Origin of the sequence: Nocardia sp. NPDC057663 (assembly GCF_042799895.1) — a bacterium.
GTDB lineage: Bacteria > Actinomycetota > Actinomycetes > Mycobacteriales > Mycobacteriaceae > Nocardia.
This window is the reverse complement of sequence record NZ_JBHVHX010000001.1, coordinates 324365-336775: the sequence shown is the minus strand read 5'-3', so window position 1 is coordinate 336775 and position 12411 is coordinate 324365. Positions and strand designations below refer to the sequence as shown.

The following is a 12411-nucleotide window of genomic DNA, read 5'->3' as shown; positions in this document are numbered from 1 at the left end:
GATCGCGCTCACCTGACCTCCAGCAGTTCGTCGTGGCGCCGCAGCGGCGAGTAGCGGCGCAGCAGCGTGGTGATCTCGCATTCGGCGGCGGGGTCGAGCAGGTCGCGCGCGGCCATCCAGTCGTCGTCGAACACCGTGTCGAGATACTTCTCGCCACCGTCGCACACGATGGTCACCACGGTCGAACCGGCCGGGAACTCCTCGAGCCGCGCCAGGGCATTGTGCACCGAACCGCCCGCCGAACCGCCGATCAGCAGACCGTGTGTCCTGGCGACGGCGCGCGCGGTGGCGAAGGCGTCGACATCGCTGACCTTCACGCCCTCGTCGAGCAGGGAGTAGTCGACGGCCGTGCCGATAGTCGCGCCGGGCGGAGTGCCGGTGCCCGACTGCCAGTACGGTCCGCCTTCGCCGCCGAAGGCGATGGAACCGACCGGCTCGACGCCGATGACCCGGGCGGGCAGGCCGAGCTCGCGCAGCCGGGTGGCCGTGCCGAACAGCGAGCCGCCGGTGCCGACCGCCGAGAGCAGGATGTCGACCCGCTCGACCTCAGCCAGCAATTCCTCGGCCACCGCGTAGTAGCCGACGGCATTGGCGTCGTTGTTGTGCTGTTCGGTGAAGTAGGCGTCGTCGCGGGCGGCCGCCATCGCCTCGGCGAGGTCCTCTCGTGCCGAGGTGGCCAGCTCGTCGTCACCGTCGTCGGCGACGAACACCAGGTCGGTGCCCATGGCCCGCATCGCGCGCAGTTTGTCCTTACAGGCGTGGTTGTCGACCACGGCGGTGAATCGATAGCCACGTTCGGCCGCGATCACCGCCAAGCCGAGTCCGGTATTGCCGGACGTCGACTCGATGATATGCCCGCCATCGCGCAGCAAACCCCGCCGCTCCGCGTCGAGCACCATCGATCTGGCCATTCTGATCTTGGCGGCGCCGGTCGGGTTGAACTGTTCGAGCTTGAGCAGCAACCGGGTACCGGAGTCGGTGACGGCGAGTTCGAACAGGGGAGTGCGGCCGATCAGATCCGTCACGCGCGTGACGAGAGCCATGGGATATTCCTCCATCGGATTGGGAGCTCGGGTGGATCAGCGGGCGTCCATACTCCAGCGCAACCGGTCGCCTGCCTCGCGCAGGACGACCTTGGGCGGGAGCGGGAGTTCGTGGAACGGGGACTCGTTGGAGTCCATCTGATACCCGGCGGTGTTCGGGTAGATCAGCAGGTCGCCGACGCGGGCGCGGCGCGGCAGCGGGATCCGCCGCCTGCTCAGCAGGTCGGACTCCAGACAGGTGGTGGCGCCGACACAGGTGGGGGTGCGATGGCCGGATCGTGGCGGCCACGGCACGGGATCGGGCAGGTATTCGCTGGCGAACCACTGCTCGGACAGGCTCAGGCTGGTGCCGTCGACGGTGAGGATGTCGTACGGTTCGCCGTGTGCGGTACGGGTTTTCACGCCCTGCACCCGGAACACGGAACTGCCTGCCTGGTCCAGCAGCGCCCGGCCGGGTTCGACCGCGAGCTGGATTCCATTGCCGCGCAACAGGCCCGCGAGGTCATTGTGGGCCAGGATGGCGGTGAGCATGTCCGCGCCGGGGACGGGGAAGTTGTACGGGTAGTAGCCGCCGGTGGGTGATTCGCCGTGAAACCAATTGTCGCTCAGGTCATTCTGGAACCGCGACCACGCATCGGCATCGAGATAGTCGACCCCGAAGCCGCCACCGATCGAGATCGTGTCGGCCGGGTGACCGTCCGCTCGCGCCCGCAAACAGTGCCCGACCAGTGTGACCGCCTGATCGGCACGGGCCACGGTGTCGTAGCCGGACAGATGGAAACTGAAGCCGGACAGCGTAATCGGGCCGTCCGCCGCGACCGTCCGCACGGCCTGTTCCAGTTCGACGGGGTCGAGGCCGAAGCGGCTGGTCGAGCCGTCGGGCAGCACCCGCAGCAGGATGCGGGCAGGAAGGCGGAGTTCGGCGAGCCGGTCGAGCTCGTCGATCGCATCGATCGCGATCAGCGCCCGATGCCGCGCGGCCAGCCACAGCAACTCGTCGGACTTCGCGGGTCCGGTCACCATCAGGTCCTCGCCGCGCACGCCCTGCGCCAGCGCCGCGACCAGCTCCCCGGTACTGGCGACATCGATGCCCGCCCCGTGCTCGGCGCACACCCGAGCCACGCACGCCGCCTTGTTCGCCTTCTTCCCGAAGTACACGAACCCGTCGACGCCCGCCGTCGCGAACGCTGCCTGGAACCTCGTGACATTCACCGCGACTCGATCGGGAAACAACACGTGAAACGGCCCCCCGACAGCCTCTGCGATATCGCCGAGCAGCTGCGGATCGTCGATCAGCCGCTGTTCCACCGCGCTCACCAGCGCGGGCATCGGCGGTGCGCAGTGCGGTGGCCGATCGTCGGCCGTTGTCGGCGTGCCTTCCCCACGCAGGACGGCGGCGTCAGCGGTTGCTCCGCTGACGCCGCCACCGGGACGGGCCCCCGTCAGTCCCACAACGGCACCTCGACACCCCGTCCCTCGGCGATGGCCCTGGCCGCCAGCGCGTGCGCGACCGCGATATCGGTGAGCACCAGCCCACTGTTGTAGACGAAGATCTTCTCGTCCTCGCTGCGCCGTGCGGGTGCGCTGCGAGTGAGGATCTGCGGCAGTTCGGCGTCGACGCTGCGCAGGGTGCCGTCGGGCCCGGCCATGTCGGTGCCGGTCAGCGCCATCTGCGCGGCACTGGTGGCGACCACCCGGTCGGCCTCGACCAGGGTCGACGGCGCGAGCCCGTAACCGACCAGCACCGCCACCGAACCCGGTGCGAGATGGGCGGATTCGAGGGCGACCTCGGTGCCCGGCCCCGCGGTCGCCAGCACCACATCGGCAGTGGCCGCCGCCGCGTACGGGTCGTCGACCATCTCGAGCAGCGCGTGCGGCGCCGCGTCGGCGAGATGGGTGTGCACCGCGGCCAAACCCTCCGGATGCGTGCCGAACACCATCAGCTTGCGCAGCTGCGGATTCACCGCAAGCAGGTGCGGCAGGGCATTGCGGCCCTGGGTGCCGGTGCCGATGAGCAGGGCGCTCTCCGCCCCGCGCCGCACCGTCTCGCGCACCAGCAGCGCCGACACCGCGGGCGTGCGTAACGCGCCGACCCGCGCGCAGTCCATCATCGCGATGGGAGCGCCGGTGGTGTCGTCGTAGAGGGTGATGGTGGTGTAGTACCGCTTGGTGCTGCGGTCGTGGCCGGGATCGAACTTGTAGGAGGTCTTCATGGCCACCACCCGGCGCCTGCCGTCGCGGCCCAGCATCGCGTAGGACACCGAGGAACCGCCGGGATCGGCGACGCTCAGCTTGCGCGGGTTGTCGGATTCGCCTGCCGCGAAAGCGAGATACGCGTCCTCGACGGCCCTGACCACCTCCGCCGGGGTGATCGGCACGTCGGCCAGGTCGCTGCGCGAGAGCACCCGCAGCGGGATGCTCCGGTCACGGTTGTTCAACGGATCCTCGTTCATCTGTACTGCCCCGCTCTGCTGTCCGATCAGTGCTCGCCCGGAACGGCGCGACCACGTGTTGCCCGTACCCATTCTCGGACGACTCCTGCGCGCGCCTGCGACGTTCGGGCAACCGGACGTTGACGCGTTTGAGCCAGCGATCGGTGCCGTCGTAGCGGGCGCGGAACGGCACCCGGCCGTGTACGGCCACGTCGTTGTCCACCAGCAGGATCTCCCCGGGAGCCAGCGCGGGTGCGTGGCAGACCCGTGCGAGCTCGGCGGTGAGGCGGGCATAGGCCGCCCGGAATGCCGGGTCGGCATCGTCGAGCGGGGTGTAAGCGGGATCGTAACGCAGTGTGGGACTGCCGGATTCGTCGAACCAGATGGTCGGCAGCGCCGGTGCGGGCTGATCGAAGCCGGTGCCGTAGGACACGTCGGGCAGGATCGGCACCGTCGGCACGGCGAGCGCGCGCAGGTCCTCCTCGGGTAACCGCACCTGACCCACCGACGACACCGTGGTGGCGACCCGGTCGGGGTTGCGCAGGCAGGTCAGCATCAGCAGGTTCGCGCGCGCGGCGTGGAAGGCGTCTTCGGTGTGCGGGCTGAGCAGGGTGGAGCTGCTCGCGCCGGACTGCTCGTCCTCGTGGCCGACGGCGGGCAGGATGTTGTTGACCAGCCTGCCGTTCTGCTGGCCCTGCCAGCCGAACGGCTCGCCCGCGCATCGGGCCAGCAGCAGCAGCGCGATGTCGAGTTCGAGCGAGCCGGTGTGCCGGGGATCGGCCGCCGCGGTGGCCGCGGCCTGCCAATGCGCCGGTGTCGGGCCGAATTCGGCGTCGTCGACGGACAGGCCGCGCACGAGGGTGGCGCCCGCCGCGGTAGCGGGCGGTCGCACGGCGTGGCGGACGGCGTCGGGGAGTTCGGTGACGCGCTCGCGCACCTGGGCCAGCAGCACGGGGTCGTGCAGGGTCTCGGTGTGGGGTGCGTCACCTAATCGGTGTCGGATGTCGGTCGCGAGCGCGCGGACGGCCGAGGCGGCGTCGGGAGGCAGCTCGCGATGTTCGATGTCGTGCAGGTGAAGTGTCATACGTTCGGACAGAACGCTTTTCACCGGCCTTCCCTTCTTCGCATCGGTCGAACACGGGTGATCGGAGACTCGATGAGCGAAGGTAGTGCGTGTTTTCAAATTAGGCAAGACTTACCTAAGATATCAGCTGTGAAATAGCTAATCCATATAACACGGTGTTTTACCCGAAGTGTCCGAACGGGCGACATCCGGGGGTGTCCAGCCCGGCTGCGGTTCGGCGACGGTCGCGAGGATCCCCACCACTCGGCCCGCACTTTAGGCTAGCCTCGCCTAGTTTGCGACGCCAGGAAAAGTGGTGCGGCGCACGCGGTTCGAGGGAGGCAACACGATGGGTTTCACACGCAGGAAGCTCCTGCAATCCGGGATCGGCGTCACCGCGCTACTGCTGGCGGCCGCGTGCACGAGCGACGAGGGGTCCGAGGGGCCTGCGAAGAAGGGCGGCACGCTGCGCGTCGGCGCGCTCGGCACCACCGCCCGGATCGAACGCGATCCGCACGCCAATCTCAGCAACGACAGCGACTTCCTGATCGCCTCGCTCGTCTACGACGCGCTCACCGTCCCCGGCGCCGACCCGAACGTCGCGCCGCGGCTGGCCTCGCGCTGGGAGCCCTCCGCCGACAACCGCCGCTGGACGTTCACCATCGCCGATGGCGCGAAGTTCCACAACGGCGCACCGGTCACCGCCGACGACGTGGTGTGGTCGATGCGCCGCCTGCGCTCGGTCGGCGGCGCGTCGAAGATGCCGGTGGCCGAGAACGATATCGCCGCCGACGGCCCGAACCGTGTCGTGTTCACCCTGTCCGCGCCCAACGCCCAACTGCCACTGTTGCTTCGGCTCATGACCTTCACGGTGCCGCAGGGCACCACCGATTTCACCGCCGCGATCGGCACCGGCCCCTTCCGGCTCGAGTCCTACCATGGCGGCAATGCCCGGCTGGTCCGCAACGAGCACTGGCACGGCACTCCGCCGCTGCTCGACGCGATCGAGGTGACCATGTTCGACAGCGTCACCGCGCTCGGCAATGCCGCGCTCGGCGGCCAGATCGACCTCGCCTCCAATGTCGGCGCGATCGCCGGACGCACCGCGGCGGGCCGTGGCGACCTGCAGGTGGTCCGGCGCGCGAACGACACCATGCTCGGCGTGGCGATGCGCGTCGCCGACGGCCCGTTCGCCGACGCGCGGGTGCGCACCGCGCTGCGTCTCGGCGTCGACCGGAGCGCGCTGGTCAACCAGGTGCATTCCGGATACGGCACCATCGCCGCCGATATTCTCGGCACCGCCGACCCGCTCTACGACACCGCGCTCGCGCGCCGCGAGCGTGACGTCGAGCGCGCCAAAACCCTGTTGCGCGAAGCGAATTTCGACACCGGCCGCAGCTACCCGTTCGTGACGAAGGCCGAGGTGCCGGGCGAGGTGGAATCGGCCAAGGTGATCGCCACCCAGCTCGCCGAGATCGGCCTCCGCCTGGATGTGCAGGTGGTCGAACCCACCGCCTTCTACGACCAGACCTGGCTGAACGCGCCGCTCTACACGGTGTCGTGGGGTACCAACGATTCGGTGCTCTTCTTCGCCGACAAGCTGATGACCTCAGGTTCCAACCGCAACGAAACCGCGTTCCGTGACCCGGAATTCGATGCCGCTACCGCGAAAGCACTGGCCTCCTCGGGCGACGACTACACCAAGGCGGTCCGCGACATCCAGCGCATCGAGTTCGATCGTGGCGGCTATCTGGTGTGGGGCATGGCCGACGGCGTCGACATCGCCGCCGCGCCGGTGCGCGGTCTGCCGACTCTCGGCGGCTTCGCCCGCGTCCAGCTGGAACATGCCTGGCTGGCGTGATCGCCGTGAAAACCTTTGCCCTGCCGCTGCTCCGGCGGATCGCGCTGCTGCTGGCATTGCTGGCCGTCGTCTTCGTGGCGGTGGACCTGCTGCCGGGCAGCGCGGCCCGCTCGGCGCTGGGCCGGGATGCGGAACAGGCCGAGCTCGCCGCGAAGGAACACGAGCTCGGCCTGGACCGCGCGTTGCCGGTGCAGTTCGGGCACTGGCTCGCCGGCGTGCTGACCGGTGACTTCGGGCAGACCGCACGCGGAAACTCGATCGCGACCCTGCTGGCCGACAAATTCCCGCAGACGTTGCTGCTCGGCGGGATCGCGCTCCTGCTGACCGTCGTCACCTCGCTGGCACTCGGCTGCTGGTGGGCGGTACGCCCGACCGCCCTCGGCGCACGGATCCTGCAGCCCGCCAGCACCGTCGCGGTCGCGGTGCCCGAATTCGTCTGCGGCACACTGCTGATCCTGGTGTTCTCGCTGGCGACCGGCCTACTGCCCGCGGTCACCATCACCGACCGCTCCGGTTTCCCCGCGGGCCCGGAGATGCTGGTCCTGCCGGTGCTCGCCTTGGCGATACCGCAGATCGGCTGGAACGCGCGGGTGGTGCGCTCGGCGCTCCAGGATGTCGCCACCGCTGCGCATGTGGAGAGCGCTGTGCTGGAAGGACTTCCGGCCCGCACCGTCCTGGTCCGGCACATGCTGCCCTTCGCCGCACCCACCATCGTCGCCGGTTACGCCACCTCCGTCGGCATGCTCTTCGGCGGTGCGCTGGTGGTGGAGACCCTGTTCAACTATCCGGGCGTCGGTGCGGTGCTGGCAGGTTCGGTCGCCGACCGCGACACCGCGACGGTCGCCGCGGTCGTCGCGCTCACCGCCATCGTCATCATGGCCCTGCTCGCGGTGGCCGACTTCGTCCGGAACTGGGCATCGGGGGGCGCGCGGTGAATGCCGCCCAGCCGCAGCGCCGCCGGGCGACCATGACACCCCCGCGCGGCGGGCAGCCCAGCCGGAACCATCCCAGTTCGCAGGAGGTCGGGTGATGCACCCCGAACAAGATCATCAGGCTCTGGTGGAGAAAGGCTCTCGGCCGATGCCGCCACCAGGGCCTGGTGATCATGCGTCCAGCCGGGCGTGGTGGCGGTGGTCGGCGGCGGCTGGGGTGGGGCTGGCTGTGCTCGTTGCGGTGGTGGGGCCGTTGCTTGCGCCCTATCCTGCCGAGCGGGCGGTGGGGATGCCGTTCGCGTCGCCCGGTGGGGGAGCGGTGCTCGGGACCGATCGGCTCGGGCGGGATGTACTGAGTCATCTGCTCACCGGCGGTACCCAGCTGCTGGTGGTGTCGGCGGTGATCGCGGTCGCGGTGACCGTGTTGTCGGCGGTGCTCGGTGCGGTGGCGGCGGTCCGCCCGCGCACGGGTTCGGTGATCGAACTCGCCGGTGATCTGGTCATTCTCCTGCCCGCGGTACTCGGCATCCTGCTCGTCCTCACCGCGTGGCCGCAGGGCGGAGTGTTCGCGCTGATCACGGTGTCGCTGCTGTTCGGCGTGCCCTACTGCGCCAGGATCTTCGCGGCCGCCGCGTCGACCATCGCCACCAGCGGCTATGTCGAAGCAGCCATCGCCGGCGGAGAATCGCTTCCCTATTTGGTTTTCCGGGAGATCCTGCCCAATCTGCGGTCTGTCTTCGCCACCCAGCTCGGCCTGCGTTTCGTCGTCGGCGTCTACCTCGTCAGCACGGTTTCGTTCCTCGGTCTTCCCGCCCTCGACGACGACAACTGGGCGAACATGGTGCGCGACAATGCGTCCGGACTGTTGCTCAACCCGTGGGCGGTGCTCGCGCCCAGCGCGGCGATCGCGATCGTCGCGGTCGGGGTGAATCTCGCCGTCACCGGTGGGCAAGGACGAAGCCGGTCCACACTCGGCGCAGCTGTCGAGAACCGCGATATCCGCGTCGAACACACGACGACGCAGACCAGCGTGAAGGCGGCCCGCGCCGAAACCGGCACGGCGAGGTCCGCGAATGCCACCGACAGGTCGGCACTGTCTGCCGCCGATCCGGCCGATTCGCCCGACGACACACTTCGACTCGAAACCGGTGATCCAGCCGACGCGGCCGACCGCCGAGCGGCCACGCGCGCGGCCGACCTGCCCGCACGTCGTGCCGGCGGACGGCGGAACGACTGTGGCATTTCGGTGGTCGACGCCGGGGACGCGGCGGTGGTCGAGGGATTGGCCGTGGTCGCCGAGACCGATGCGGTGCTGTTGGCGCCGTTGTCCTTCCGATTGAAGGCGGGCACGGTGACGGCGTTGACAGGGCCGTCCGGGGCGGGCAAGTCGACCGCGATGCGCGCGCTGCTCGGCCATCTTCCCGCCGGCGCCAGGCGGGAGGGCTCGGTGCTGGTCGCCGGACACGACGTGTTCGCGCTGGATTCCCGTGCGCTGCGGACATTCCGGCGCGCGCGGATCGCCTACGTCGGCCAGGATCCCGGGTCCGAGTTGAATCCGCTGCTCCGGGTGCGCGCCCTGCTGGCCGAGGCCGCGCCCACCGCGTCCGACGCCGACCGCCGCGCCGTCCTCGAACTGGTCGGCCTCGACGCCACCCACCTGCGCCGCCGCTGCGGCCGCCTCTCCGGCGGCCAGCAACGCCGCGTCGCCCTCGCCCGCGCCTTCCTCCGCCGCCCCCAGGTGCTCGTCCTCGACGAGCCGCTCGCGGGCCTGCACGGCGCCCTGCGCGCCGACATCGCCCGCCTCATCGCCGACCTCGCCGTCCGCAGATCCATCGCGGTCCTCCTGTCCGGGCACGACACCACCACCGTCCACGCCATCGCCGACACCGTGGTGGAGGTCCACCCGCCCGGCGGGATGCCGATCATCGACGGGGAAACGACCCGCAAGCCGGAAAACGAGCTGTACCGCACCGCCGCCGACGACCCCCGCCTCCCGCCAGGCGACGAGGCGGGGGCAGGCGTGGAGCGTGGAGACCAGGCAGTCGAGTCCGCGTCTACTGCCCCCGGCGCCCGCAAGGATCCGGCGGCGGGGCAACCCGACGAACCTGGACTCGGTGGCGGCCCGGCCGAGGGCACACAGCCCGGCTCAACCGAGGGAAACGCCGGTGCGACACATCGACCAGGAGTTCGGAAGGCGCTGGGAGCCGACCGGTCCGACAGTGGCGCGGTGTCGCCGGTCGATGGGATCGGCCTGGTCGACAGCGCGACAGCATTGCGTGTCAGCGGCATCAGCGCGACGGCCGACGGCCACGACATCCTCGCCGACATCGACTTCACCGTCCGCGCGGGCGAGGCCCTGGCCGTAGTCGGTCCGTCCGGCGCAGGCAAGACAACTCTCGCGCGCGTGATCGCAGGCCTGCACACCACCGGCGCGGGATCGATCGACCTCCGTGGGACCCGAATCCCGATCGGCCGCCGACGCCGAATCACAGCCGGGGTCGACAGTATCCAGCTGGTGACTCAGAACCCCCTCGCAGCCCTGAACCCGCGCCGCACCGTCGAGCAGACCCTCGCCCGCCCCCTGCGTCGCATCGCGCGAGTCCCGAAGCCCGACATCGGGCGCCGAATCGAATCTCTGCTCGCCGCAGTCGAACTCCCCGCAGACCTGGCGACCAGGCGCCCGCACGAACTCTCCGGCGGTCAGCGTCAACGCGTCGCCCTGGCCAGGGCGCTCGCCGCCGACCCCGCCGTTCTTATCTGCGACGAGATCACCACCGCACTGGACACCGGCACCGCCGCCGCGATCATGACCCTCCTCGACCAGCTCCGCGCCGATCGCGGCACCACCATCCTGCTGATCAGCCACGACATGGCGCTGGTCACCAGGCACTGCACCGAACTCCTCGTTCTGGATCACGGCCGAGTGGTCGAATTCGGCACTCCGACAACAGTTCTCGCCAGCCCCGCGCACCAGGCGACAGCAGACCTGATCGGCTGACATCGCGCCGGGACTCTCCGTAACGGAGGGTGCGGCATGCTCGATGTCATCGGGTTGTCCTCCCAGCGATTTCAGGAGATCCACCCCGATGGTGCACCCGACGCCGCCGCAGCCGGACGTCTACTGGAGGCCGGTCCAGGCCCAGGATCCGCTGCCTCCTGAACCACCCATGGCTCCACCGGAACCCACACAACCCACCCGGAAACGTGTCCTCCCTTGGCTTCTGGCGGTCTTCGTGACGGTCGTCGCGGTGGCAGGGGGGATGACCGCCTACGCACTCACCCGCCCCGAACCGCCGGCGATGGCGGTCGGCGACTGCGTGAGCAACAGCCCGCAACCGATCGAATACGGTTGCACCGCACCGAGTGCCATGTATCAGATCGTGGCCAGAGAACCCGTGCAATGGCCGCTCGAGCTGGCCTGCATGAAGTACGCCCAGGCCACCCGCTCGGTCGCCGAGCCCACCGCCCCGGGAACCACGGCCACCACCGCACTGTGCCTGACACCGACCCGCACCAACCCCGTCGACCCCGGCGGTCTCTTGCCCGGCGACTGCGTCGACGTGAAAAAGGCGGGCGAGACGATCGAACGCCTCCCGTGCGGCACCTCGCGCGCGAGCCTCGACGTGATCGCGATCGAACTGCACACGAAGGTTCCGGTCACCGACAATGCCTGCAAGACACATCAGGACACGCGCATGGCGTTCGCCCAGACCTCGCTCGGTGGCCGCGCGGTCGTCGTGTGCGCCAAACCGAACGGGTTCGCCATCTCGGCCGCCGCGGCGCAGGTCGGTGACTGCTACACCGACCAGTCGATGACGAAGGTCGCCTGCGACGGTGCGGGCGCGTCGCTGCGGGTGCTGTCCGTGCGGACCCAGTACGTGGCGCCCGCGTCGCCGAAGTGCCTCGGCGTCACCAATGCCAGTTCGGTGTCGGTCACCAGCAACGAGAAGACCGATCTGATCGTTGTCGTCTGCCTCGGCCCGGTCAGTCACCAGCAGCTCGGTTACGCGAAACCCGGTGACTGCGTTGCCGGTTTCGCCACCTCGAGTGCCATGCCCACCCTGATCGACTGCGCCGACCGCACCGCCGACGGCAAGGTGACCTCGGTGTATGACTCCGAAGGCGTGGCCTGCTCACCCGGTGAGGCGCGGATGTCGCGCAAGGAGTCGGTGAGCGAGGGCACGACCATCTGCCTCGCCGCACTCTGAGAAGTCGCTGTGAGAGGTGCCTTTGACGCCACAGACCTGGATCATGGGTTGAGTGTCTGTGCAGAAAGTCGGCGTGCTCGCCGCCGTGGCGATGACCGCACTGCTCGCGGGGTGTAGTTCGCTCGCGTCGATCCCCGGCGACATGCCGCCGGGTCCGGGCGCCGCGCTGCCCGCGATCGATGTGGACGCGCCGGGTCGCGCCGCCGAGCAGTTACGCGGCTGGGCCGACGAGCAGTCGGGCGCGGTCGGCATCGAACCGGTCGCCCTGGAGGCCTACGGCTACGCGGCGGCGGTGCTCGCGCGGTCCAAGCCCGAATGCGGGATCGCCTGGACCACGCTGGCCGGGATCGCGAGTGTGGAGAGTGGGCACGGCACCCACCGCGGCGCGGGCGTCGACGCCGACGGGACGGTGCGTCCGGCGATCATCGGCGTCGCCCTCGACGGCACCAAGGGCAATGCCGTCATCCGCGACACCGACGGCGGCAGCCTCGACGGCGACACCACCTACGACCGGGCGGTCGGGCCGTTGCAGTTCATCCCGGAGACCTGGCGACGCTGGGCGGTCGACGCCAACGGCGACGGCGTGCTCGACCCGCAGAACATCGACGACGCCGCCCTCACCGCAGCCAGGTACCTGTGCACCCGTGGCGGCGACCTGACCTCGGCCGACGGCTGGCAGCGCGCCCTGTTCGCCTACAACCAGTCGAACAAGTACATGCGGGTCGTCCGGGACAGGGCCGCCACCTACAGCATCGGCCGCCGCGTGTAGTTGTCTTCCCGCCCGGAGTGCCGGTTACTCGACGTCATGCCGAGACGATAGGCTCGGCACCGCACGGACCAAGCCGTGAGACCTACCGTGCCTTCAGTCGTAA

The 12411-nt window shown here is 69.7% G+C and carries 9 protein-coding genes; 5 read left to right on the top strand and 4 right to left on the bottom strand.

Features of this window, described 5'->3' with window-relative positions:
- Positions 1–8: 8 nt before the first annotated feature.
- The 4 genes from ACFVAV_RS01650 to ACFVAV_RS01635 are packed head-to-tail and all read right to left on the bottom strand — an operon-like array spanning position 9 to position 4559.
- On the bottom strand, positions 9–1043 hold the full coding sequence (locus tag ACFVAV_RS01650) for a PLP-dependent cysteine synthase family protein (RefSeq protein ID WP_379028442.1): 1035 nt from the start codon (positions 1041–1043) through the stop codon (positions 9–11).
- Positions 1044–1079: 36 nt separating this feature from the next.
- Positions 1080–2495: an alanine racemase gene (locus ACFVAV_RS01645; RefSeq protein ID WP_379028440.1), complete on the bottom strand. Its 1416-nt coding sequence runs from the start codon at positions 2493–2495 to the stop codon at positions 1080–1082.
- Complete coding sequence (locus ACFVAV_RS01640; RefSeq protein ID WP_379028438.1) at positions 2486–3496, bottom strand: ornithine cyclodeaminase family protein; 1011 nt, start codon at positions 3494–3496, stop codon at positions 2486–2488. The genes ACFVAV_RS01645 and ACFVAV_RS01640 overlap by 10 nt, the downstream gene beginning before the upstream one ends.
- Positions 3468–4559, bottom strand: coding sequence for a TauD/TfdA family dioxygenase (locus ACFVAV_RS01635; protein WP_379028436.1), 1092 nt, complete (start codon positions 4557–4559; stop codon positions 3468–3470). The genes ACFVAV_RS01640 and ACFVAV_RS01635 overlap by 29 nt, the downstream gene beginning before the upstream one ends.
- Before the next feature lie 328 nt (positions 4560–4887).
- On the opposite strand from ACFVAV_RS01635, the gene ACFVAV_RS01630 reads away from it, so the two are divergent.
- From ACFVAV_RS01630 to ACFVAV_RS01610, 5 genes are all read left to right on the top strand, one after another.
- Entirely contained in the window at positions 4888–6399 is a 1512-nt protein-coding gene (locus tag ACFVAV_RS01630; protein ID WP_379028434.1) for an ABC transporter substrate-binding protein, read from the top strand.
- Positions 6400–6404: 5 nt separating this feature from the next.
- Complete coding sequence (locus ACFVAV_RS01625; protein ID WP_379028433.1) at positions 6405–7334, top strand: ABC transporter permease; 930 nt, start codon at positions 6405–6407, stop codon at positions 7332–7334.
- Positions 7335–7548: 214 nt separating this feature from the next.
- Positions 7549–10329: an ATP-binding cassette domain-containing protein gene (locus ACFVAV_RS01620; RefSeq protein WP_379028430.1), complete on the top strand. Its 2781-nt coding sequence runs from the start codon at positions 7549–7551 to the stop codon at positions 10327–10329.
- 262 nt (positions 10330–10591) lie between these two features.
- On the top strand, positions 10592–11539 hold the full coding sequence (locus ACFVAV_RS01615; protein ID WP_379028428.1) for a hypothetical protein: 948 nt from the start codon (positions 10592–10594) through the stop codon (positions 11537–11539).
- 91 nt (positions 11540–11630) lie between these two features.
- Positions 11631–12308, top strand: coding sequence for a lytic transglycosylase domain-containing protein (locus tag ACFVAV_RS01610; RefSeq protein WP_379029895.1), 678 nt, complete (start codon positions 11631–11633; stop codon positions 12306–12308).
- The last annotated feature ends 103 nt before the right edge of the window (positions 12309–12411 follow it).

Excerpts from the sequence above, each read along its gene's own strand:
- ACFVAV_RS01650 (WP_379028442.1), bottom strand. The coding sequence starts at position 1,043 with ATGGCTCTCGTCACGCGCGTGACGGATCTGATCGGCCGCACTCCCCTG.
- ACFVAV_RS01640 (WP_379028438.1), bottom strand. The coding sequence starts at position 3,496 with ATGAACGAGGATCCGTTGAACAACCGTGACCGGAGCATCCCGCTGCGG.
- ACFVAV_RS01635 (WP_379028436.1), bottom strand. The coding sequence starts at position 4,559 with ATGACACTTCACCTGCACGACATCGAACATCGCGAGCTGCCTCCCGAC.
- ACFVAV_RS01630 (WP_379028434.1), top strand. The coding sequence starts at position 4,888 with ATGGGTTTCACACGCAGGAAGCTCCTGCAATCCGGGATCGGCGTCACC.
- ACFVAV_RS01615 (WP_379028428.1), top strand. The coding sequence starts at position 10,592 with ATGACCGCCTACGCACTCACCCGCCCCGAACCGCCGGCGATGGCGGTC.
- ACFVAV_RS01610 (WP_379029895.1), top strand. The coding sequence starts at position 11,631 with ATGACCGCACTGCTCGCGGGGTGTAGTTCGCTCGCGTCGATCCCCGGC.